The sequence below is a fragment of the Kitasatospora sp. NPDC056446 genome (genome assembly GCF_042796115.1).
Classification (GTDB): Bacteria; Actinomycetota; Actinomycetes; order Streptomycetales; family Streptomycetaceae; genus Kitasatospora.
In genome coordinates, this window is the sequence record NZ_JBHTRF010000008.1 from 134,586 (window position 1) to 154,451 (window position 19,866).

20 protein-coding genes are annotated in these 19,866 nt (G+C 74.9%); 8 read left to right on the forward strand and 12 right to left on the reverse strand.

From position 1 onward, the window contains the following. Window positions 1-76 precede the first annotated feature (76 nt). Window positions 77-1,543 carry a LuxR C-terminal-related transcriptional regulator gene (locus ACFQ6N_RS08070; protein WP_380647702.1) on the forward strand — a complete coding sequence of 489 codons (1,467 nt, stop codon included), beginning with the start codon at window positions 77-79 and terminating at the stop codon, window positions 1,541-1,543. A 131-nt stretch (window positions 1,544-1,674) separates the two neighbouring features. After that, complete coding sequence (locus tag ACFQ6N_RS08075) at window positions 1,675-2,133, forward strand: protein phosphatase (RefSeq protein WP_380647703.1); 459 nt, start codon at window positions 1,675-1,677, stop codon at window positions 2,131-2,133. Window positions 2,134-2,173: 40 nt separating this feature from the next. Here the strand turns inward: ACFQ6N_RS08075 and ACFQ6N_RS08080 are convergent, their stop codons facing one another. Then, window positions 2,174-2,911 (reverse strand): response regulator, encoded by a 738-nt coding sequence (locus ACFQ6N_RS08080; protein ID WP_380647705.1) that lies wholly within the window; start codon window positions 2,909-2,911, stop codon window positions 2,174-2,176. Continuing rightward, window positions 2,908-4,239 (reverse strand): sensor histidine kinase, encoded by a 1,332-nt coding sequence (locus ACFQ6N_RS08085; protein ID WP_380647707.1) that lies wholly within the window; start codon window positions 4,237-4,239, stop codon window positions 2,908-2,910. The genes ACFQ6N_RS08080 and ACFQ6N_RS08085 overlap by 4 nt, the downstream gene beginning before the upstream one ends. A gap of 164 nt (window positions 4,240-4,403) precedes the next feature. On the opposite strand from ACFQ6N_RS08085, the gene ACFQ6N_RS08090 reads away from it, so the two are divergent. After that, on the forward strand, window positions 4,404-5,315 hold the full coding sequence (locus tag ACFQ6N_RS08090; protein ID WP_380647709.1) for an ATP-binding cassette domain-containing protein: 912 nt from the start codon (window positions 4,404-4,406) through the stop codon (window positions 5,313-5,315). Then, window positions 5,312-6,229, forward strand: coding sequence for a hypothetical protein (locus ACFQ6N_RS08095; protein WP_380647710.1), 918 nt, complete (start codon window positions 5,312-5,314; stop codon window positions 6,227-6,229). Before ACFQ6N_RS08090 ends, ACFQ6N_RS08095 begins: the two co-directional genes overlap by 4 nt. 144 nt (window positions 6,230-6,373) lie before the next feature. On the opposite strand, the gene ACFQ6N_RS08100 is transcribed toward ACFQ6N_RS08095, so the two are convergent. From ACFQ6N_RS08100 to ACFQ6N_RS08135, 8 genes are all read right to left on the reverse strand, one after another. Continuing rightward, entirely contained in the window at window positions 6,374-7,375 is a 1,002-nt protein-coding gene (locus tag ACFQ6N_RS08100) for an urease accessory protein UreD (protein WP_380647712.1), read from the reverse strand. Next, window positions 7,372-7,992, reverse strand: coding sequence for an urease accessory protein UreG (gene ureG / locus ACFQ6N_RS08105; RefSeq protein WP_380647713.1), 621 nt, complete (start codon window positions 7,990-7,992; stop codon window positions 7,372-7,374). Before ureG ends, ACFQ6N_RS08100 begins: the two co-directional genes overlap by 4 nt. Before the next feature lie 104 nt (window positions 7,993-8,096). Next, entirely contained in the window at window positions 8,097-8,798 is a 702-nt protein-coding gene (locus tag ACFQ6N_RS08110; protein WP_380647715.1) for an urease accessory protein UreF, read from the reverse strand. Further along, window positions 8,795-10,519 carry an urease subunit alpha gene (gene ureC / locus ACFQ6N_RS08115; RefSeq protein ID WP_380647716.1) on the reverse strand — a complete coding sequence of 575 codons (1,725 nt, stop codon included), beginning with the start codon at window positions 10,517-10,519 and terminating at the stop codon, window positions 8,795-8,797. Before ureC ends, ACFQ6N_RS08110 begins: the two co-directional genes overlap by 4 nt. Beyond that, window positions 10,519-10,968, reverse strand: coding sequence for an urease subunit beta (locus tag ACFQ6N_RS08120; protein ID WP_380647717.1), 450 nt, complete (start codon window positions 10,966-10,968; stop codon window positions 10,519-10,521). The genes ureC and ACFQ6N_RS08120 overlap by 1 nt, the downstream gene beginning before the upstream one ends. 23 nt (window positions 10,969-10,991) lie before the next feature. Next, window positions 10,992-12,026, reverse strand: coding sequence for a sirohydrochlorin chelatase (locus tag ACFQ6N_RS08125; protein ID WP_380647718.1), 1,035 nt, complete (start codon window positions 12,024-12,026; stop codon window positions 10,992-10,994). 3 nt (window positions 12,027-12,029) lie between these two features. Then, a complete protein-coding gene (locus ACFQ6N_RS08130; protein ID WP_380647719.1) occupies window positions 12,030-12,335 on the reverse strand; it encodes an urease subunit gamma in 306 nt (101 codons plus the stop codon). 57 nt (window positions 12,336-12,392) lie between these two features. Continuing rightward, the gene (locus ACFQ6N_RS08135; RefSeq protein ID WP_380647720.1) at window positions 12,393-13,364 is read right to left on the reverse strand and encodes an urea transporter; all 972 of its coding nucleotides are present in this window, start codon (window positions 13,362-13,364) and stop codon (window positions 12,393-12,395) included. Window positions 13,365-13,803: 439 nt separating this feature from the next. Between ACFQ6N_RS08135 and ACFQ6N_RS08140 the strand changes: the two genes are divergently transcribed. Both ACFQ6N_RS08140 and ACFQ6N_RS08145 read left to right on the forward strand, forming a co-directional pair. Next, complete coding sequence (locus ACFQ6N_RS08140) at window positions 13,804-14,337, forward strand: SigE family RNA polymerase sigma factor (protein WP_380647721.1); 534 nt, start codon at window positions 13,804-13,806, stop codon at window positions 14,335-14,337. Beyond that, window positions 14,334-15,275: a hypothetical protein gene (locus ACFQ6N_RS08145; protein ID WP_380647722.1), complete on the forward strand. Its 942-nt coding sequence runs from the start codon at window positions 14,334-14,336 to the stop codon at window positions 15,273-15,275. The genes ACFQ6N_RS08140 and ACFQ6N_RS08145 overlap by 4 nt, the downstream gene beginning before the upstream one ends. A gap of 199 nt (window positions 15,276-15,474) precedes the next feature. Here the strand turns inward: ACFQ6N_RS08145 and ACFQ6N_RS08150 are convergent, their stop codons facing one another. Continuing rightward, on the reverse strand, window positions 15,475-16,788 hold the full coding sequence (locus ACFQ6N_RS08150) for a glycosyltransferase (protein ID WP_380647765.1): 1,314 nt from the start codon (window positions 16,786-16,788) through the stop codon (window positions 15,475-15,477). 249 nt (window positions 16,789-17,037) lie between these two features. On the opposite strand from ACFQ6N_RS08150, the gene ACFQ6N_RS08155 reads away from it, so the two are divergent. After that, entirely contained in the window at window positions 17,038-17,841 is an 804-nt protein-coding gene (locus ACFQ6N_RS08155; protein ID WP_380647723.1) for a nucleotidyltransferase domain-containing protein, read from the forward strand. Window positions 17,842-17,906: 65 nt separating this feature from the next. On the opposite strand, the gene ACFQ6N_RS08160 is transcribed toward ACFQ6N_RS08155, so the two are convergent. Next, on the reverse strand, window positions 17,907-18,176 hold the full coding sequence (locus tag ACFQ6N_RS08160; RefSeq protein ID WP_380647724.1) for a UBP-type zinc finger domain-containing protein: 270 nt from the start codon (window positions 18,174-18,176) through the stop codon (window positions 17,907-17,909). A gap of 49 nt (window positions 18,177-18,225) precedes the next feature. On the opposite strand from ACFQ6N_RS08160, the gene ACFQ6N_RS08165 reads away from it, so the two are divergent. Next, complete coding sequence (locus tag ACFQ6N_RS08165) at window positions 18,226-19,833, forward strand: Na+/H+ antiporter (protein ID WP_380647726.1); 1,608 nt, start codon at window positions 18,226-18,228, stop codon at window positions 19,831-19,833. Window positions 19,834-19,866: the final 33 nt, after the last annotated feature.

Genomic DNA, 19,866 nt, shown 5'->3' on the forward strand with positions numbered 1-19,866 from the left:
CCTGCCTTTCGGACAGTTCGACCTGTCCGAAAGACCAGGCGGTCCGGACCGGGCGGGCCCGGCTAGGCTCGAAGGCATGAAGCGCAGCGACGGCAAGGGCGGCACGGGCGGCACGAACGGCAAGGACGCCGCGGACGAGAAGTGGCGGGAGTCCTGGGGCCGCCCCGAGGACGCGCTGGCGCGGGCCGTCGAAGTGCTGCGCACGCCGCGGCCCGACCTGCTGCTCCGCTTCTCCGACATGCTCCACACCCTCGTCCCGCACGTGGCGGTCGCCCAGCTCAGCGGCGTCTGCACCTTCTCCCCGTCGCACGCCTTCGGCCCGGCCGAGCTGACCCAGGGCGTGAGCGGCCTGGAGCTGACCCGGCTGGCCGAGCGCACCGTCGCGACCACCGCGGCCGGCCGGCCCTGGCAGGGCGAGGCGGAACTCGCGGGCCGCACCCGGCCGGTGGTGCTGGCCGTCGCCACCGCGCCGGGCACCGGCCCCGGAACCGCGGACGCCACCGCGCCGGGCACCGACGGTCCGCCGGCCGACGGCACCCCGCCGAGCACCGGCAACGGCGGCTCCATCCTGGTCCTCGTCCGGGCGGACACCGCCCCCGTGGCGCCGGGGGCACTCGCCGTCCTCCAGCAGCTGTGGGACCTGGTCATCGCCCACTCCGACCACCGCGCCACCGACGCCGGACCCAGGCACGTGACGGCCTCCCGGGCCTCGGCGAGCGCCCGCGCCCGGGCGATCGCGGAGTTCACCGGTACGCACAGCGCGGCGCTCAGCGCGATCCTGGCTCCGCTGCGCTCGACCGACCTGGACGACGCCGCGGCGCGGCGCAGTGCCACCGAGCTGGCCGTCACCGCCCTGCTGGACCTGCGCCGGGGCGCCGACCTGGACCGTACGCTCAGCGAGGAGCCGGCCGACGCCGCCTTCGCCCGGCTCGCCCGGGAACTGCGCCCGCTGCTGCGGCACACCCGCGTGCGGCTGGACGCGGCGCCCCCGGCCGAGGCCTCCCGTTCCGTCCCGGCCGATACCGCGCACACCGCCCGGGACGCCGTCCGGGCCGCCGTCCTGCTGATGCTGGAGCAGGAGAAGCCGACCCGCCTGCACGTGAGTTGGCAGTTCACCCCGGAGGACGCCCTGCGGGCGGTGGTCCGCGGTGACGGCCTGGGCGTCCTGGCCGTCGACGCCCTCACCGTCCACCGCACCGCCGACCGCATCGCCGCGCTCGGCGGTCGCTGCACCGTCGAGGCGGTACCCGGCTGGGGCACCACGGTGACGGTCGACGTGCCGCTCTCCCTCCCCGAGCCGGCCCTCGCCACCGATCCCCTGGACGGCCTCCAGCCTCGGGAGGCGGAGGTCCTGGACCAGCTCGCCCAGGGGCGCCGCAACCGCGACATCGCCGCGGCACTGCACATCAGCGAGTCGACGGTGAAGTTCCACGTCGCCAACATCCTGGCGAAGCTGGGTGTCGCCTCGCGCGGCGAGGCGGCGGCCCTGGCCCACCGGGCCGGCTTGCCGGGCGGCGCGGTGGGGCTGCACGTGGCGTCCTGAGCCGCGACCGGAGCCGTGTCCCGAGCCGCGACCCGACCCCGACCCGTGCGGGCTCCGGCCCGGGGCGGCCCCGCCCCGGCGTACCGCCGGACGCCCGACCAGCCGATCAACTCCCGCCGGAGGCAGCCGACATGACCTTCCCCGCCGACCACCCGACCGATCCGCCGGCCCCCTGGGACCCCGCCACCCCCGGCCTCCTGCGACTGCCGTCCGGCCGCCTGCTGCGCGGCCGCGGCCTGAGCCGCCCGCTGCCGCCCGGCCCCCTGCCCACCTTCGGGCTCTACCTGCTGGGCCGGCCGCCGGCGGGCATCGCCTGGGAGCACCGCTGGGTGCGCTGGCCCGACTTCCGGCTGCCCGCCGACCGCGCGGACGCGGCCGACGCCTTCCACGAGGCCTGGGAGCGCGCCACGACCGAACGCGTCGAACTCGCCTGCGCGGGCGGGCGCGGCCGGACGGGTACCGCGCTGGCCTGCATCGCGGTCCTGGACGGCGTCCCGGCGGCGGAGGCGGTGGGGTACGTGCGGGAGCACTACAGCCCGCACGCGGTCGAGACGCCCTGGCAGCGGAAGTTCGTCGAACGGCTTGCCTGACCCGCCCGCCTGCCCCACGTGCCCGGCACTCCTCAGAGGTCTAGTCCGCCAGGCCGGCCCGGTAGGCGGTGATCACCAGCTGCACCCGGTCCCGGGCCGTCAGCTTCGCCAGCAGGTGCCCGACGTGCGTCTTCACCGTCCCGGTGCTGACGCACAGCCGCTCGGCGATCTCGGCGTTGGTCAGCCCCCCGCCGATCAGCGTCAGCACCTCCAACTCCCGCCCGGTGACGGCCCGGCGCACCTCCGCCCGGACCCGCTCCCGATCAGACTCCCGATCAGACTCCCGGCCCGGGTCCCGCTCCTGATCCGCCCTGCCCGGTGCCCCACCCGGCCCGGCGCCCGGCCCGGTCGGGCGGGCGGCGAACTCCCGGATCAGCCGCCGGGTGACGCTCGGCGCGAGCAGCGCCTCCCCGGCCGCCACCACCCGGATCGCCGCCAGCAGGTCCTCCGGCGGGGTCGACTTCAGCAGGAACCCCGACGCCCCGGCGCGCAGCGCGCCGTAGATGTACTCGTCCAGGTCGAAGGTGGTGAGGATCAGCACCCGTACCCCGCCCTCGGCGGTGACCTGCCGGGTCGCCGCCAGGCCGTCCGTGCCCGGCATCCGGATGTCCATCAGCACCACGTCGGGCCGGGCGGCCCGGGCCAGCCGGACGGCCTGCGCGCCGTCCGCCGCCTCACCGACCACCTCGAAGCCGTCGGCCGCCGCCACGATCCCCGCGAGGCCGGCCCGCACCAGCGTCTGGTCGTCCGCGACCACCACCCGGACCGGCGCCGTCATCCCGCAGCCCCTGACCCAGCGGCCCCGGTGGCCCGAGTGACCCCATCGGCCCGAGCGGCCCCGGCACCCCCTGTAGCTCCCGCAGTCCCCACAGTCCCGGAGGCCCCCGCCCCCGCCCCCTCCACCGGCGGCGCCGGCAGTACGGGCAGCACCGCCCGCACCCGGAAGCCGCCGCCCGGCAGCGGACCCGCCTCCAGCCGTCCCCCGTACAACCCGACCCGCTCCGCCATCCCCGCCAGCCCGTGCCCGCCGGCGCCCACCGGCCCGCCACGACCGCCGCGACCGCCGTCCGTCACCTCCAGCACCAGCCGGTCCTCCTCGTACGCCACCGCCACCCGCGCCGCGTCCGTGTGCGCGTGCCGGACCACGTTGGTCAGCGCCTCCTGGACGATCCGGAACGCCGACAGCTCCACGCCCTCCGGCAGCGGCCGGACCCGGCCGCGCACCCGCAGCCCGACCCGCACCCCGGCCTCGGCGCCGCTCGCCACCAGCCGCCCCAGGTCCGCCAGCCGGGGCGCGGGCGCCAGCTCCCCGACCGCCGTGCCGCGCAGCACCGTCAGCAGGCCGCGCAGCTCCACCATCGCCTCACGGCTGACCGCCTCGATCGCCGTCAGCGCCTGCTCCGCCTTCGCCCGGTCCCGGCCGATCACGAAACGGCCGTACCCCGCCTGCACGTTGACCACGCTCATGCTGTGCGCGATCACGTCGTGCAGCTCCCGGGCCAGCCGCATCCGCTCCTCCGCCAGCTCCGCCCGGGCCAGGTCCGCCTGGTACCGGCGCAACGCTGCCCCGTACGCGCGGAAGCGGGCCACCACGCCGCCCACCGCCCAGCAGGCGGCCAGCTCCAGCGCGACGAGGACCAGGTTGTTCCACAGCTCCCGCGAGCCGAACTCGCTCAGCCCCGCGCCCAGCAGACCCGACGCCAGCACCGCCGCCGAGGTGCACGGCGGGCGCACCGCCGCCACCAGGTAGACCAGCATCCCGGCGGCCACCGCCACCTGGAACCCGGCCAGATTGGCGATCGTCAGCTCCCCGGCCGCCGCCACGACCACCGCCCAGGCGGCGAACACCGCCCCGGCCGCGGCCACCGGCGCCAGCCGCCGCAGCCCCACCGCCGCACCCGCCACCAGCACACAGGCCAGCACCGTCACCACCTCGGCCGTGCCGGGCCGGGCGTAGCCCCGGTGGTGCGGGTCGAACACCCGGGCCGCGTCCAGCACCCGGAGCCAGGTGACCACCGTCAGCACCAGCGAGACCAGCAGGTCGAGCGCCACCCAGTGGCCCGGACGCAGCCTCCCGGTCACCGGCGGAAGCGGGGCAGTGGACATCGCCCCAGGCTAGCCGCGCCCGCCCGGGCCGGGCATCGCCCCGCGGGCCTACGACCACGGGCAGAGGCACGCCCCGCCGGGCCGCCGGATTCCGCCCACGGCCCGACGCCACGCCCCCGGCCGGGCCGGGAGCGTGGGGGCACGCCACAAGGAAGGGCACCACGATGATCGAGGTACGCGACCTCACCAAGCGCTACGGCGCCACCCTGGCCGTCGCCGGGCTGACCTTCACCGCCCGCCCCGGACAGGTCACCGGGTTCCTCGGCCCGAACGGCTCCGGGAAGTCCACCACCCTGCGGATGGTCCTCGGCCTGGACGCGCCCAGCGGCGGGCGGGCCACCGTCAACGGCCGCCCGTACGCCGCGCTGCGCCGCCCGCTGTCCGAGGTCGGCGCCCTGCTGGACGCGGGCGCCGTCCACCCCGCCCGCTCCGGCCGCCACCACCTGCTCGCCCTCGCCGCCTCCAACGGCATCGGCGCCCGCAGGGTCCGCGAGGTCCTGGAGCTCACCGGCCTGGAGCAGGCGGCCCGCCGCCGGGCCGGGCAGTACTCGCTCGGCATGAAGCAGCGCCTTGGCCTGGCCGCCGCCCTGCTCGGCGACCCGCCCGTCCTGCTGCTCGACGAACCCGTCAACGGCCTCGACCCCGAGGGCGTCCAGTGGATCCGCACCCTGCTGCGCGGGCTCGCCGCCGAAGGGCGGACGGTCCTGCTCTCCTCCCACCTGCTGGGCGAGACCGCCGTCACCGCCGACCACCTGGTGGTGATCGGGCGCGGCCGGCTGGTCGCCGACTGCTCCACCGCCGACTTCCTCGCCGAGCACGCCCGCACCGACGTGCTGGTGCGCTGCGCCCGCCCGGCCGAACTGGCCCGGCTGCTGCGCGCCGCCGGGGCGGTGGTCGCGGAGGAGGACGCGGGGGCGCTGGCAGTCACCGGTCCGGCGGCGGCCGCGATCGGCGAACTGGCCGCCGCCCACGGCATCGGCGTGCACGAACTCACGCTCCGGCAGGCCTCGTTGGAGCAGGCCTTCCTGGACGCCACCGACGCCGCCGACGCCACGACCCGCGAGGGGGCCGCATGACTGCCACCGGACCGACCGGCACCGGCACCGGCCTCGGCTCTGGCTCTGGTACCGGCACCCCTGCCGGCACCGGCCGGTTCGCCCGCACCCCTGCCGGCACCGGCCGGTTCGCCCGCACCTCGGCCGGGGACGCGAAGGGGTCGACCCTGCGCGGTGCCCTGGCCGGCGAGTGGATCAAACTGCGCAGCGTCCGCGCCACCCCGCTGGCCGCCGCCGTCGCCCTCGCCGCCGCCCTGTTCATCGGCCTGGTCGACTACGCCGGCGCCGCCGACCACTGGGACACCTGGACCGCCGACGAGCGCGCCCGGTTCGACCCCGTCCGCTACGGCTTCTCCGGCGGCTTCTACGTCGCCGTCCTCGCCGTCGGCACCCTCGGCACGCTGACCGCCTCCAGCGAGTACGGCACCGGTCAGATCCGCTCCAGCCTGGCCGCGATCCCCCGGCGCGGCCGGCTGCTCACGGCAAAGGCCCTGGTGGTCGCCGCGACCGCCACCGTGCTGGGCGAACTCCTCGCCCTGCTCACCTTCCTGCTCGGCCGGCGCGCCCTGAGCGCCAAGCACCTCGCCGTCTCGCTCGGCGACCCTGGGGTGGCCCGGGCCGTGCTCGGCTGCGGGCTGTTCCTCGCCGTGTTCGCCCTGGTCGGGCTGGCCCTCGGCTTCGTGGTGCGGCACACGGCCGGAGCGCTCGCCGCGCTGTACGGCCTGTTCTTCCTCTCCCCCGTGCTCCTGGCTCCGTTCGGGGACGACGCCTCCCGCTACGGCCTCCAGGGCGTGTTCGAGGGGCTGGGCAGCACCGTCACCGCGGCCGGGGGCGCCGACCGGCTCGGCCCGGTCGCCTGCTTCGCCGCCCTGGGCGGCTACCTGGTCGTCGCGCTCGCACTGGCCGCGGTCAGCCTGCACCGCCGGGACGCCTGAGCGGGCGGCCGAACGGACGCCTGGGCGGACGCCGGTACGGGCACCCGGGAGGTTCCCCCGGGTGCCCGTACCGCCGAACCGCCCAGCCGCCAAGTTGCCCAGCCGCTCAGCCGCCGAGCTGCCCAGCCGCCGAGCCGCACCCCGTCAGGTCTTGCGCAGGTCCGGCGCCGGGGCTCCGATCAGCAGGCGCCGCACCGCGTCCCAGGCCGTCCGCAGGGCGGCGGCGCAGGCCCGGGTGTCGGAGCCGAGCAGCCGCAGCCAGGCGCCGCTGTCCTGCGGGAGCACGCTGACGCCGTGGAGCAGGCCGCAGCCGGCGAGCGCCTCGTGCAGCGTGTCCGCGACCTGTCCGGGCAGGGCGAGCGGGCTGAGGACGTAGAGGCTGGTCATCACGTCGTGGCCGGCCAGGACGGCGGGGCCGGTGATGCCGCCACCGGCCCGTGACGGTTCCAGTCGGACCGTGTCCAGGGCCACCAACTCGCCGTCCGGCCGCCGTACTTCGAGGTCCGAGGCGAACACCTGGTACGCGTTGCGCTCGCCCCGCGCGAGGCGCCCGGCCAGGACGGTCTCGCTCGCCAGCACGGTGGCGGACGGATCGACGGTCAGCACGGTGCGCTGGTAGAGGCGGGAGTCGACGAAGGGGATCACCGGCTCGGGCAGGTACTCGACGTAGGCGCCCGGACCGGCCTCCAGGTTCAGCAGTTGCGTCGCGTAGTCGTGCTCCATCCGGTAGACCTTGGTGGCCGCCTGGGTGGTGAGGTGGACCGCCGTGCCGGCGCCGCACCGGATGTCCGTGCGCAGCCGGTCAGCCTGGAGGATGCCGCCGCCGGTGGACATCAGGAAGGTGACGGCGAGGTCGGGGCGGGCCGGGTCGAAGTGCAGCGGGCGCATGATCTGCAGCGGCGACTTCTGGTAGTGGCCGGTGAGTTCGGTGCGTCCGCCGATCTCCTCGAAGGCCAGTTCCAGCAGCCCGACCTTGCCGGGGCGCCCGACCGCGAGGGTGTCGGGCGTCCCGGCGTGGCGGCGGACCTCGTACGGGACGCGGGCCGGCTCGTAGTGCCGGGGGTCGAGCCGGGGCACGGGCGTCGGCTCCTGCTCCACCCCCACCGCGCCCTCCGCTTCTTCGCCCGCCGCCGTCCCGACGGTCACGCCGGGACCTTCCGGAAGGTCTCCAGGAACGCGGCGATCTCCTCCAGCCCCTCCCCCGTCAGGCAGTTGGTGAGCACCACCGGCCCGCCCTCGCGCACCCGGCGGGCGTCGGACTCCATGACGCCGAGGTCGGTGCGGACGTACTGGGCGATGTCGATCTTGTTGATGACCAGCAGCTCGGACTCGGTGATGCCCGGGCCGCGCTTGCGGGGCATCTTCTCGCCCTCGGCGGTGTCGAGGACGAAGAGGAAGAGGTCGACCAGGACCGGGCTGAAGGTCAGGGTGAGGTTGTCGCCACCGGACTCGAACAGCAGGGTGTCGACGTCCGGGAAGCGCTCAAGGAGTTCGGCACCGGCCGCGAGGTTCATCGTCGGGTCGTCCCGGACGGCGGTGTGCGGGCAGGCGCCGGTCTCGACGCCGACCACCCGCTCCGGGTCCAGCACTCCGGCCAGGGTGCGGCGCACGTGCTGGGCGTCCTCCTGGGTGTAGATGTCGTTGGTGATGACGGCGGGGCGGTGGCCGCGCGCGATCAGCACCGGGACGAGCGCCTCGATCAGCGCCGTCTTGCCGGATCCGACCGGTCCGCCGATGCCCACGCGGAGCACGTTCTCGGTCAACTCTCCTCCTCTGGTGCAGACTTGCAGATTTGCGTATTCAGGGGGTGCGCCTCGGATCCGCCGGGGCCGTACCGTACGGCCGGGGTCCGGGGCGCCTGTCGGGTTCAGCTGGCGAACAACCGGGCTTCCGCCCGCTCGTGCCGTCCGGACATCGCGTCGGCGACCGGTACGCAGCCGCCGAGGTCCGCCGCCTCCCGTTCCAGCGCGGCCGCCACCACCTCCCGGATGACCGGGGCGACGGCCCGCAGGACCACCTGGGCCCTGCGGTGGTCGGTCAGCCGCAGCCGCAGCGCCGCACCGGTGAAGCTGGTGCAGAACGCGAACAGGTCGCCGGTGAGGGCCTGTTCGACCGGGACGCCGGCGGCGGCGTAGGCCACCCCGGCGGCCACCGCCTGGCAGCCGGGGGCGCGCTTGTCCGCGACCAGCTCCGCGTACCGCTCCAGTGCTTCGCCGCCCACCGACTCCCGTGCGATGTCCAGGAGTTGGCGCCCGGTACGGGTGGCGGCGAGGCGCAGTTCACGGTTGAGCTTGGTGGCGTGCAGCCGCCGGTCGGTCTCGGCGAGCTGCTCCCAGTCGCCCGCCGTGGCGGCCCGGTGGGCGAGTGCGAGGGCGGTGGCGTCGGACGGTCCGACCCCGTGCCGCAGCAGGTCGGTGAGCAGTTCGGGCACGGTGTCGGGGGTGACGGCCTTGGCCTGGGCGTAGCCCTCCAGGCCGTGCGAGAGGGTGTAGAAGCCGCTGGGGAAGGCCGAGTCGGTCAGCTGGAGGCAGACCAGCAGGGCGTCCAGGTCCGCGTCGGCGGCACTCACGCGAGGTAGAACAGGTGGTTGAGCGGCAGTTCCCGGGCCGGTTCGATGGTGGCGGGCTCGCCGTCCAGGGTGACCTTGTACGTCTCCGGGTCGACCGCGATCTTCGGCAGCGCGTCGTTGCGCAGCATGTGCTGCTTGCCGACCGACCGGCAGTGCCGCACCGGCAGCACCCGGCTCTCCAGGCCGAGTTGCCGCGGGACGCCGAGGTCGACGGCGGCCTGGGACATGAAGGAGACCCGGGTGGCCTGCCTGGCCCGCCCGTACGCGCCGAACATCGGCCGGTAGTAGACCGGTTGCGGGGTGGGCAGCGAGGCGTTCGGGTCGCCCATCAGCGCCCAGTTGATCACCCCGCCCTTGATCACCATCTTGGGCTTCGCGGCGAAGGAGTTGATCGGCCAGAGCACGATGTCGGCGAGCTTGCCGGGCTCCAGTGAACCGATGTGGTCGGCGGTGCCGGAGGCGACGGCCGGGTTGATGGTGAGCTTGGCGAGGTAGCGCAGCACCCGGACGTTGTCGTGGCGTTCGCTGTCGCCGGCCAGCTTGCCGCGTTGGTCCTTGCAGTGGTGGGCGGTCTGGAAGGCGCGGGTGAAGGTCTCGCCGATCCGGCCCATCGCCTGCGAGTCGGAGGAGAAGATCGAGATGACTCCCTCGTCGTGCAGCACGGTCTCGGCGGCGATGGTCTCGGCGCGCACCCGGGAGTCGGCGAAGGAGACGTCCTCGGGGATGTCGTGGCTGAGGTGGTGGCAGACCATCACCATGTCGAGCAGTTCGTCGACCGAGTTGACGGTGTAGGGCAGCGTCGGGTTGGTGGAGGACGGCAGCACGTTGGGCTCGCCGGCGATCCGCATGATGTCGGGGGCGTGGCCGCCGCCCGCGCCCTCGGTGTGGAAGGTGTGGATGGTGCGGCCGTCGATCGCGGACAGGGTGTCCTCGAAGTAGCCGGACTCGTTCAGGGTGTCCGTGTGGATGGCCACCTGGACGTCGTACTCGTCGGCGACGCTCAGCGCGGTGTCGATCGCGGCCGGGGTGCTGCCCCAGTCCTCGTGCACCTTGAGGCCGCACACGCCCGCCTCGACCTGCTCGCGCAGCGCGCCGGGCAGCGAGCCGTTGCCCTTGCCCAGCAGGCCGACGTTCACCGGCAGGTCCTCGACCGCCTGGTACATCCGGTGGATGTTCCACGGGCCGGGCGTGCAGGTGGTGCCGTTGGTGCCGTCGGACGGGCCGGTGCCGCCGCCGATCAGGGTGGTGATGCCGTTGCTCAGCGCCTCCTGCACCTGCTGCGGGGCGATGAAGTGGATGTGGGTGTCGATGCCGCCGGCGGTGGCGATCAGGTGCTCGCCGGAGATCACCTCGGTGCCGGGGCCGATCACCAGCCGCGGGTGCACGCCGCTCTGGGTGTGCGGGTTGCCGGCCTTGCCGACGGCGGTGATGAAGCCGTCCTTGACCCCGATGTCGCCCTTGACGACGCCGAGCACCGCGTCCATCACCACCACGTTGGTGATGACCAGGTCGAGCGCGCCCTGGACGGAGGTGGCGGCCGGGTCCTGGGCCATGCCGTCGCGGATGCCCTTGCCGCCGCCGTAGACGGCCTCGTCGCCGTAGTGGCCCTGGTTGAAGTCCTGTTCGACTTCGACCACGAGGTTGGTGTCGGCGAGGTGGAAGCGGTCGCCGACGGTGGGGCCGAAGAGGTCGGTGTACTGCTTGCGGGAGAGGATGGCCATCAGCGGTCGCCTTCCTGGCGGGTCTCCGCGGGGAAGTCCCGGTGCCGGGCCTCCTCGTGGTCGTCCTTGTGGTCGAGGTTGGTGCCCTTGAAGCCGCGGGCGATCGCCCGGTCGATGGCGCGGGCCCGGGTGGCGGGCGCGGCGACACCGCCGTCCACCAGGTTGCTGAAGCCGACCAGGCGGCGGTGGCCGCCGAACTCGGCGAGCGTGACGTCCTTGGTGTCACCGGGCTCGAAGCGGACGGCGGTGCCGGCCGGGATGTCCAGGTGCTTGCCGAAGGCGGCGTTGCGGTCGAAGTCGAGGGCCCGGTTGGCCTCGAAGAAGTGGTAGTGGGAACCGACTTGGATCGCCCGGTCGCCGGTGTTGCTGACCGAGACGGTGGCCTTGGCGCGGCCGGCGTTGATCTCCACCGGGTCGTCGCCGTACAGGTATGCGGCGCCACCAGACATGGCTGGCCTTCCTCTCTGCCGGTTCAGTGGGGGGTGTGTGCGGGGGTGTGCGCGGGGGTGTGCGCAGGTACGGCTGCGGGTGCGGTTCCGGGTGCGTGCGCACGGGGGTGCACCGACGGGTGTACGTGCCCGGGCCCGGCTGCCTGGACGTGCGGGGTGGCGTGGACGTGGGGGTGGTGGTGGTCCTCGCCGGGCCCGTGGCTGTGCGCGTAACCGTGCCCGTGCTCGGCATCCAGGCCGGCCAGGATGCCGTCCTCGCCGTGCCCGAGCAGGTGCAGCGCCGCCGCCGTCCGGGCCGCGACCACCCCGGCGATCGCGGCCGGCCGCAGCAGCGGTCCGCCGTCCCGTACGGCGGGCGGCGGGTCGTGCGGACGGCCGGCCGGTGCGCGGCCCCCGGCAGCGGTCGGCGCGGTGCGCAGGGCGGGGCCGAAGGAGGCCGGGACGGCCGTCACCTCGCGGGCGCCGAGCAGGCGGCAGCGTTCGGCGCCCTCGGCCGGGCCGGGGTCGCCGTCGTCGAGGGCGACCTCGACCCAGCGGTGCCGCCCGTACTGGCGGACCAGTCGGGCGATCCGGAACAGTTCGGCGTCCTCGAAGGGGCCGGCCGCCGGGGCGGTGACCAGCACGGCTCCGTCCGGGGCCGCGGCCGCGGCGGCGCGCAGCCAGCCGATGAGGTGTTCGGCGGCGCCGAAGGGCGCGGTCAGGGCGAGCCGGCCGCGGCCCTCGCCGGCGGCCAGCCAGCGCAGGGCCCGGGCGGTGTCGGCCACCAGGGCGGGGTCGCGGCCGAGCGTCATCGGTACGACGCAGACCGGGCCGTCGCCGGCGGCCAGGGCCGAGCGGACGGCCTCGGCGAGCGGGCGTCCGGCGGGGACGGCGGCGTGCACGGGGTACGGGGTGCGCCCGGGGTACCCCGGCTGCGGGGCGTGTCCGGGGTACGGGGCGTGTCCGGGGTGCGGGGCATGTCCGGGGTGCGGGGCCGTGACGAGTCCGGCCAGGTCCCGTCCGCCGTCGCTCTCGTGCCCGCAGGCCAGCACCACGGTGGCGGGCTGGGGTCGTGCCATGGCTCAGGCACCCACCGGGTCGTGACAGGAGACCAGCTTGGTCCCGTCCAGGAAGGCGGCCTCGACCTGGAGCAGCGGCAGCATCTCGCGCACTCCCGGCATGACGTCCGCGTTGCCGAGGACCTGCTTGCCGAGCTCCATGCACTCGGCGACGGTCCGGCCGTCCCGGGCGCCCTCCATGATGGCCTCGCTGATCAGCGCGCAGGCTTCGCTGTAGTTGAGTTTGAGGCCGCGACCGCGGCGTTTGCGGGCCAGATCGGCCACGACGTAGATGTACAGCTTGTCCATCTCACGCGGCGAGAGATTCACGGGAATCACTCTTCCTTTCCGAGGATCCGATGAAATGCAAGGGAGTTGGACGGAGAATCAGATCCGGCGCAACCGGGGAACGGCCGGTACCGCCGCCAGGAACAGCATCGTGGTCAGCACGAACGGCCAGGTGAAGGCGTGGCCGCCGAAGGGCGCCGAGGCCGCGTCGAGCGCCGGGGTCAGGACGGTGGCGGCGGCCGCGCCGAGGACGGCGTAGGCCGCGCTCCACCCGCTCGGGGCGACGAAGACCCCGCACAGCGCGAGGGCCGTCAGCACCCCGCTGTAGCCGAGCAGCCCCTGCCCGACGGCCTCGGCGGGAGCGCCGAACGCCCAGGCGGTGAGCAGTCCGGTGGCACTGCCCGCGGCGGCCACCAGGCCCGCGAGGCGGCTCGCCGCGAACAGTCCGGCCAGGAACAGCAGGCCGGAGTACCACTGGGGCAGGAAGAAGATCTGGCCGACGTTGGCGAAGAACCCGTGCCAGAGCTGTTCCCAGCTCAGCCCGGTTCCCCCGGTGGCCGGCCCGGGCAGCGCGGCCGGCCCGGCCGCGCCGTGCCACAGCCGCCGGAAGCCGGGAGCGGCGACCGTGACGGCCGTCGCGACCAGGCAGAACGGTGCGGTCAGCGCCGGCAGCCGCCACTTCTCCAGGACCGCCCCGAGCCCCGCCGTGACCACCACGGCGACGGCGGACCCGAGGACCGCCACCGCGACCGTGGCCGGGTGCCCCGCGCCGAGGAACACGGCGCACCCGAGCGCCACCAGGCACCCGTTGTACCCGTGCAGCCCGGCCGTGACGGCCGCCCGGTCGAGCCCCAGCCCGTACGCGACGGCGGTGGAGACGGCACTGCCGAGCAGTCCGTAGAGCCCGTACCGCGGGCCGGCCGCGAACAGTGCGGCCACGAAGAACAGTCCGCACACGACGGACGGCATGAAATCCACCTGGGCGACACCGCGCAGGACTTCCGCGACCACCCGGACGGATATCGGACGAGCCGCCTCGGCGGCTCTCTCCCCACCCTTTTGCTGACCCATGCCTCGCACCAATTTCCGGTACGGCCGGGGTGTTTGGAAGCAACCCCCGGCGATTCCTCCGGAACCGTACTCCTACGGAATGCGGAGGTGAACGCGCACGAGGAGCTACGTCAAAGCGACGAAGCGTCACCACTGGGCCGCTGAGCTGCAACATTTTGTTGAAGTAAACGCCCCGGGAGTTCCTTGAAGAGAGAAATTCTTTGCGAAGTTTTACTTACGGATGACACGGATGACGATGCCTCACGACGACTGCCCCGCACCGCCCTCCGGTCCGCACCGCCCCTCGCGGGAGCCCCGGCACCCGCTCCCCCCTCGGCCCCCCGCCGGGCCCACCCGTGATCCCCGCCGCCCCCTGCGGCCGTGACACCCGAGGAAGGGCCCGGGACGGAGGTAAGCGCTTCCGGCCGCCCCCGGGCTCTGGGTGGATGAGGAGGTGCTCATGGGAGATACGAAGAGCGGGCGGGACGACGACTTCCAGGCGTTCATCGTCACGGTCTGGCCGCGCCTGGTACGGACGGCGTACCTGTTGGCCGGCGAGCAGTACGCGGCGGAGGACCTCGTGCAGTCCGCGGCGGAGAAGGCCTGCGCGGCCTGGACGAAGGTGCGCCGGGCGGACGATCCGTACGCCTACGTGCGACGGATCCTGGTCAACCAGCACGCCCGCCGCTGGCGGCGCCGACCACCGGAACTGCTGGTGGACGCGGTGCCGGACACGGCCCGGGTGGAGGACGGGTTCGCCCGGTCCGACCAGCGCGGAGCACTGCTCGCGGCACTGGCCACCCTGCCGCCGAGGCAGCGCGAGGCGGTGGTGCTGCGGCACTGGGAAGACCTGAGCGACAGCCAGGCGGCCGCCGCCATGGGCTGCTCGACAGGTGCGGTGCGCAGCCACGCGGCGAAGGGGATCGCGCGGCTGCGGCAGGTCACGGAGCTGGTGGGGCTCAAGGACACGGAACACATCGGAGGAACGGTATGAGCGTGAACGCGAACGGCACGGGCGGCGCGAACACGGGCGGGGACGACGGCGCCGACCTGTGGGTCGGACTCGGCCTGGCCGAGGTCGCGGGCGGTGCGAGGATCGGCCCGGCGCCGGTGGCGGACATCCTGGCAGGCGGACGCCGGCTGCGGAACCGCCGCCGGACGGCGGTCGGCGCGGTGGCGCTGGCCTCGCTGGTCGCCCTGACCGGCGGGGCGATGGCGCAGCTTCGCCCCGACCCGGCGTCGGCCACGCAGTCGGCACCCGCCGGCGCCGGCACGGCCCTCGTCGCACCGGCCGCCGCGCCGACCGCCGCGCCCACCGAGGCCACCCCCGGCCCGCGCGACCCGTTCACCCCGGTCCGGGTCCGGCTCGGCGAGGGCGTCGCCAACGGGAAGCACTGGGAGATCTGGCAGGCGCTCTGGCCGCTGGCGCCCAAGGACCGGGCGTACGAGCAGGCGGTGGCGGTGTGGCAGGAGCGCGCGCCCTTCGACTCCAACGTCGCCAAGCCCACCCCGGAGTACGTCGCCCAGTACTGGGCCCCGAACTCCGACGTCATCAACACCTACTTCGTCGTCGACGGGGTGCGCATCGGCCACGACTCGGCGGGCGACACCCCGGCACCGGGCAAGCTCGACCCGCGCAGCGCGGCCGACGTCAGCGGCGGGCTGTTCGGCCGCAGCAGCAAGGACGGCATCGTGCCCCCGGCGGACGTGGTCATCCTCTCCCTGGGCCCCGACGTCGGCCGGGTGCTGGTGACCTGGGCGGACGGCACGACCACCGAGCCCCAGGCCGTCAGCGTCGGCGACTCCCCGACCCGCCACATGGTGGTGGCCCGCCCGGGGACCATGCGGGCGAAGTCCTGGCAGTTCTTCGACAAGAACGGCGTCAAGCTTCCCGACGGCGGCGCCAAGTACCTGACCGAGCCCGTCTCCTGACCGAGCCCGTCTCCTGACCGAGCCGGTCTCCTGCCCGCTCCCCGAGGTACCGGGGCGCACCGCGAGGTGCCGGGCCGCACCCCGCCCTTCTCCTCGGGGCGGCGGCGCGGCCACGGGGAGTGGGAGGTCGGCCGGGCCGACGTCCCGCTCCCCGGCCGGTTCCACCCTCAGCCCGTAGCGCCCTCAGCCCGTGGCGCCCTCAGCCCGTGGCGCCCTCCAGCAGCAGCCTCGCGGCCACCGCCGCCCCGTCCGCGCGGATCCCGCGCGCCACGGCGGCCGCCCGCTCGGCGATCCCGGGGGCGAGGGCCTGCCGCAGGGCCGCAGAGAGGGAGTCGACCGTCGGGACGGGGCCGTCATGGGCGGTGCCGATGCCCAGCGCGGCCACCCGGGACGCCCAGTACGGCTGGTCGACGATCTGCGGCACCAGCACCTGCGGGGTACCGGCCCGGGCGGCCGTGGTGGTGGTGCCCGCGCCGCCGTGGTGGACGACGGCGGCGACCCGGGGGAACAGCGCCTGCTGGTTGACCTCGCCGACGGCGAAGCAGTCGTCCGCGCCGTCGGCCTCCACGCCCTCGGCCCCGGCGAGTCGCGCCCAGCCGCGCCCGAGCAGCACCCGCCGGCCCTGCGCCCGGACCGCCTCGACGGCGACCCGGGCGACGGCGGCCGCCGCGCCGTGCAGCGGCATGCTGCCGAAGCCGACGTACACCGGCGGCTCGCCGGCCGCCAGGAAGGCCTCCAGGCCGGCCGGCAGCGGGCGTTCGTCCGGCAGGATCCACGCGCCGGTCTGCACCACGTCAAGGCCGGCCGGGCCGGCCGGGAGCGGGCGTTCGTCCGGCAGGATCCACGCGCCGGTCTGCACCACGTCAAGGCCGGCCGGGCCGGCCGGGAGCAGCCAGGGGTCGAGCATCGGGTCGGTGGCCAGCCACGGGCGGTCGGAGAGGACGTGGTCCCGGACGTTCTCGACCTCCGGCAGCCCGACGGCCCTGCGGTGGGCGTTGACCGGCTCGCCGAACAGCGCGTTCATGGCGGCGGCGTTCAGCTCCCACAGCTCCGCGTTGTCGGTCACCTCCGGCGGGTACGGCCGCATCGGGTACTCGAACGGCCGGTGGTGCGCGGAGGGCAGCGTGGTCGGCTGCAGGGCGACGTGCACATAGCGGGCGCCCAGTTGCTCGGCCGCCGCCTGCGCGCCGGCCACGGCGGGGAACAGCCCGGTCGCCACGACCACCCCGCCCGGTTCGGCCGCCCCGAGCACCGCCGCGTGGAACTGCTCGACCAACCTGGCCGCCCGCTCGGAGATGCCCGACCCCGCCGGCCGCGGGCCGGTCACCAGCGTGCGCACATCCTGCCCGACCGGCACCAGCTCCACCCCGGCCTCGGCCAGCCGCACCGCGAACTCCTCATCCGGCGGCGCGCACACCCGTACCCGCGCACCCAGTTCCCGCAGTCGCACCGCGAGCCCGGCCAACGGCTCGACGTCTCCCCGCGACCCGTAGGTCGCCAACACCACGCGCATCCCGTGCATCTCCCGCTTCCCCGACGTCCTGCCTTGAGCCGGTGATTCTGCTGCACCACCGGGGCCTTGCGGCAAGGCCCCCGGCGCGCTATACCTTGAGAGTGGCGAGGAGTGGGTGCACCTCCTCCGCTTCCCCCCATCCTTCGCTTCCCCCTCCGGCCGCCCGGCCATCTGCCACCTGCCGTCCGCCCGTTCGCTGTCGATCGTTCGCTGTCGGTCGTCCGCGAGCTGCCCTGCGAGACTTGCCCCATGCAGCGGATCATCGAGGGCATGGCCGGTCAACTGGCGGACGTCCCGGGCGTGGTGGGGGTGATGCTCGGCGGAAGCCGGGCCCGGGGCGAGCACCTGCCGGGGTCCGACTGGGACCTGGGGGTGTACTACCGGGGCGGCCTCGACCTCGACGCACTGCGGCGGTCGGCGGGCCCCGGGGCGGAGGTGGCCGGACCGGGCGACTGGGGGCCGTGGGTGAACGGCGGCGCCTGGCTGCGGGTCGACGGCGTGGCCGTGGACTGGATCCTGCGGGACCTGGACCGGGTCGAGCGGGTGTGGGCGGACTGCCGCCGGGGCCGCTACGAGGTGGGCGTGCAGGCGGGCCACCCGCTCGGATTCTGGTCGCCCTGCTACGTCGGCGAGGTGGCACTCGGGCAGCTCCTCGCCGATCCCGAGGGGGAGTTGGCGGCGCTCAAGCAGCAGACCGCCCACTACCCGGAGCCGCTGCGCGAGGCCCTGCTGGCGGCCGCATGGGAGGCAGGGTTCCTGCTGGACGCGGCCGCGAAGGGCGCGACCCGTGCGGACGTCCTGTACGTCTCGCTCTGCCTGTCCCGGGCGTTCGGCGTGCTGGTGCAGGCCCTGTTCGCGCACGACCGCCGCTGGTGCCTCAACGAGAAGGGGGCTCTCGCGGTGGCCGGGCAACTGCCCGCCGCGCCAACGGACTTCGGCCGACGGGCACGCGCCCTGCTCGCCGCCCCCGGCGGAACGGCCGGGGAGTTGGCGGCGACGGTCTCCCGGGCGCGGGAGCTGGCCCGGGAGACCGTCGCCGCACTCACCGCCTGATCCTTCGCCGACCCTTCGCCAACCCTTCGGACGTCCCGCCGACCCTTCGGACGTCCCGAGCCGGATCAGACCAACCGCTGGTCCACGAAGCACCAGCGCCAGCTCTCCCCCGGTTCGAAGCTGCGGATCACCGCGTGCCCGGTCCGGCGGTGGTGCTCCGCGGACCAGAAGCCGGGCGTGGAATCGCAGCAGCCGACGAAGCCGCAGTGCAGGCACAGGCGCAGGGCGACGGGGCGCTGACCGAGCTCCTCGCAGTGCGGGCAGCCGGTGCCGAGCGGCGCCGGCTCGGGACTGGGCAGCTCCGCGAGGTGAGCACAGGGGCGGGAGGGGGACATGGCGTCCAGGGTACGGCGAGGCGCCCGGTCCGTGTGGTTCTGTGGCGCCATGTCCCTGAGCGGCTCCAATGTCCTGTTCCTCCTGGTGGCGGGCAGCACCACGGTCGCGGGCGCCGCCCGCCGGTACCGGCTGTCCGCGCCGCTGCTCCTGGTGGTGGCGGGCCTGCTCGCCTCGGAGCTGCCCGGCGTGCCCGTCTTCTCGCTCGACCCGGAGATCGCGCTGCCGCTGATCCTGCCGCCGCTGCTGTACACCGCCGCCCAGGACGCCTCGTACACCAGCCTGCGGGCCAATCTGCGGGCGGTGGCCCTCTACTCCGTCGGCTATGTGCTGTTCTGCACGCTGACCATGGGCCTGGTCGCCCACGCGCTGGTCCCGGGGATGCCGACGGCGGTGGCCTTCGTGCTCGGCGCGGTGATCGCCCCGCCCGACGCGGTGGCGGCGACGGCGATCGCCCGCCGGGTGGGACTGCCCACACAGCTGGTCTCGATCCTCCAGGGCGAGAGCCTGGTGAACGACGCGACGGCCATCACGGCCTACCGGGTCGCGGTCGCGGCCGCGGTCGGCGAGGGCTTCTCGTTCGGCAGCGCGGTCGGCGAGTTCCTGCTGGCCGCACTGGGCGGCACGGCGGTGGGCCTGGTCCTGATGTGGCCGCTGCAACAGCTGCGGGTACGGCTCGGCGACCCCCTGCTGGCCAACACCTTCTCGCTGCTCGTCCCGTTCGCGGCGTACGCGGCGGCGGAGGCGTTCCACGCCTCCGGGGTGATCGCGGTCGTGGTGGTGGGCCTGCACCTCGGCCACTACGCCAACTGCGTCGACTTCGCGCTGCGCTTGCAGGAGGAGGCGGTCTGGCGGATGGCCTCCTTCATCCTGGAGTCCGCGGCCTTCGCCCTGATCGGCCTGCAACTCCCGGTGGTCGTCGGCAAGTTGCACGGCTATTCGACCGGGCAGCTGGCACTGTGGACGACGGTGCTGCTGACCGCCCTGATCGGGCTGCGCTTCGTCTGGGCCTGGCCCGCGGCATACCTCCCGGGCCTGCTGAGCCGGCGCGTGCGGGAGCGGGAAGGGCGGCCGGCGTGGACGCGGCCGGTCGTGCTCTCCTGGGCCGGCATGCGCGGGGTGGTCTCGCTGGCGGTCGCCTTCTCCATCCCCGAGACGACGCACGACGGCTCCCCCTTCCCCCAGCGCGACCTGGTGCTGTTCCTGGTCTTCGCCCTGGTGATCGGCACGCTGCTGATCCAGGGCCTGACCCTGCCGGCCCTGGTGCGGCACCTGCCGATGCCGCCCCCGGACCCGGCCACCGAGACGCTGCGCGAGGCCCAGGCCCAGTACGAGGCCTCCCGCGCGGCCGAGGACCGGCTGGACGAACTGCTCCGGGACCCGCGCAACCGCGTCCCCGAGGCGATGGAGACCCGCCTGCGCCGGCTGATGGAACGCCGCCGCAACGGCGTGTGGGAGCGGATGGGCTCGCCCGTCCACGAGGAGACCGGCGAATCGGTCGACTCCGCGTACCGCCGCCTCGCCCGCGAGACCCTCGACGCGGAACGCGTCGCCCTCGTCGCCCAGCGCGACGCGGGACGGATGGACGACGAGCTGCTGCGCAGGCTGGTCCGGCGGCTCGACTTCGAGGAGGCGCTGCTGGAGCACACGGAGGACTGAACAGGGGCCGAACAGAGGTCCGAACGAAGGACC

Coding starts and splice junctions, on each gene's coding strand:
- ACFQ6N_RS08070 (WP_380647702.1), top strand. CDS start 77: ATGAAGCGCAGCGACGGCAAGGGCGGCACGGGCGGCACGAACGGCAAG.
- ACFQ6N_RS08075 (WP_380647703.1), top strand. CDS start 1,675: ATGACCTTCCCCGCCGACCACCCGACCGATCCGCCGGCCCCCTGGGAC.
- ACFQ6N_RS08080 (WP_380647705.1), bottom strand. CDS start 2,911: ATGACGGCGCCGGTCCGGGTGGTGGTCGCGGACGACCAGACGCTGGTG.
- ACFQ6N_RS08085 (WP_380647707.1), bottom strand. CDS start 4,239: ATGTCCACTGCCCCGCTTCCGCCGGTGACCGGGAGGCTGCGTCCGGGC.
- ACFQ6N_RS08090 (WP_380647709.1), top strand. CDS start 4,404: ATGATCGAGGTACGCGACCTCACCAAGCGCTACGGCGCCACCCTGGCC.
- ACFQ6N_RS08095 (WP_380647710.1), top strand. CDS start 5,312: ATGACTGCCACCGGACCGACCGGCACCGGCACCGGCCTCGGCTCTGGC.
- ureC (WP_380647716.1), bottom strand. CDS start 10,519: ATGGCCATCCTCTCCCGCAAGCAGTACACCGACCTCTTCGGCCCCACC.
- ACFQ6N_RS08120 (WP_380647717.1), bottom strand. CDS start 10,968: ATGTCTGGTGGCGCCGCATACCTGTACGGCGACGACCCGGTGGAGATC.
- ACFQ6N_RS08125 (WP_380647718.1), bottom strand. CDS start 12,026: ATGGCACGACCCCAGCCCGCCACCGTGGTGCTGGCCTGCGGGCACGAG.
- ACFQ6N_RS08135 (WP_380647720.1), bottom strand. CDS start 13,364: ATGGGTCAGCAAAAGGGTGGGGAGAGAGCCGCCGAGGCGGCTCGTCCG.
- ACFQ6N_RS08140 (WP_380647721.1), top strand. CDS start 13,804: ATGGGAGATACGAAGAGCGGGCGGGACGACGACTTCCAGGCGTTCATC.
- ACFQ6N_RS08145 (WP_380647722.1), top strand. CDS start 14,334: ATGAGCGTGAACGCGAACGGCACGGGCGGCGCGAACACGGGCGGGGAC.
- ACFQ6N_RS08150 (WP_380647765.1), bottom strand. CDS start 16,788: ATGCGCGTGGTGTTGGCGACCTACGGGTCGCGGGGAGACGTCGAGCCG.
- ACFQ6N_RS08155 (WP_380647723.1), top strand. CDS start 17,038: ATGCAGCGGATCATCGAGGGCATGGCCGGTCAACTGGCGGACGTCCCG.
- ACFQ6N_RS08160 (WP_380647724.1), bottom strand. CDS start 18,176: ATGTCCCCCTCCCGCCCCTGTGCTCACCTCGCGGAGCTGCCCAGTCCC.
- ACFQ6N_RS08165 (WP_380647726.1), top strand. CDS start 18,226: ATGTCCCTGAGCGGCTCCAATGTCCTGTTCCTCCTGGTGGCGGGCAGC.